Origin of the sequence: Mesorhizobium sp. M7A.F.Ca.US.002.01.1.1 (assembly GCF_004022955.1) — a bacterium.
Classification (GTDB): Bacteria; Pseudomonadota; Alphaproteobacteria; order Rhizobiales; family Rhizobiaceae; genus Mesorhizobium; species Mesorhizobium ciceri.
Genome location: NZ_RZQE01000923.1, coordinates 1 through 1,082, shown reverse-complemented (window position 1 = coordinate 1,082; position 1,082 = coordinate 1). Strand labels below are relative to the sequence as shown.

General features: G+C 66.3%; 1 pseudogene. It reads right to left on the bottom strand.

Annotation, left to right across the window (positions count from 1 at the left end):
• Positions 1-1,082, bottom strand: a pseudogene (locus EN932_RS36765) (amino acid adenylation domain-containing protein); the annotation flags it as partial.

Here is a 1,082-nt window from a genome sequence, read left to right as displayed (position 1 = left end):
ATCTCGGGCTGGTCGAGCAGCACCGCCTCGATCTCGCCGAGCTCGATGCGGTAGCCGCGGATCTTCACCTGGGTGTCGATGCGGCCGTTATATTCGATCTCGCTTTGGTCGTTGATGCGGCCAAGGTCGCCGGTGCGGTAGATGCGCTTGGACGGGTTGTTCGGCAGGCCGACGAAATCGGCGATGAATTTCTGTTCGGTCAGGTCGGGCCGGTTGAGATAGCCGACCGCGAGCCCGATGCCGGCAATGCCGATCTCGCCCAGTTCGCCCGGTTCGGCGAGCTGCGGCAGCGAAGCGTCGAGGATGACGATCGAGGTGCGCTGGTCGAAGCCGGGGCGCCGATGGTGACGGGACTGTCCGGCGTCAGCGCGCCCATGGTGGCGGTGACGGTCGCCTCGGTCGGGCCATAGGTGTTCAGGATCTGCCGCCCCGGCTTCGACCAGCGCACCACCAGATTGTGCGGACAGGCCTCGCCGCCGACCAGCAGCGTGCGCAGGCTGGGCACATCCGATGTCATCGACGACAGCAGCGTCGGGCTGCAGGCGATGCAGGTGATGTCATGGAGCCGCAGGAAATCGGCGAGTTCCTCGCCCACCAGCGGCATCTGGCCGGGTGCCGGCACCACGGTTGCGCCGGCGACGAACGGCACCCAGATCTCTTCGGAGGAAAAGTCGAAGGCGATCGTCATGCCCTGGTAGACGCGGTCGCCCGGCCGGTAGCCGTAGGAGGCGGCGGCGACGCGGATGAAATTGACGAAACTCTGGTGCTTGATGACGACGCCCTTGGGCTTGCCGGTGGTGCCCGACGTGTAGAGGATGTAGCAGGTGTCGTCCGCTGAAGCGGCCTTCGCATGCGGCTTCAGCGGCGCGTCGGACTGTTTGGTGATTTCGGTGGCAGTGCTGTCGATCAGCAGGTGCGGAACCGGCAGTTGGCCGGCGCGCGACGCATAGGCGGCGATGGTGACGATCAGGCTGACGCCGGCGTCTTCGATGATGAGCGCCATCCGCTCCTCGGGAAAGGCGGTCGCCAGCGGCACGAAGGCAGCGCCCGCCTTCATCACGGCGAGCAGCGCGACATAGGTC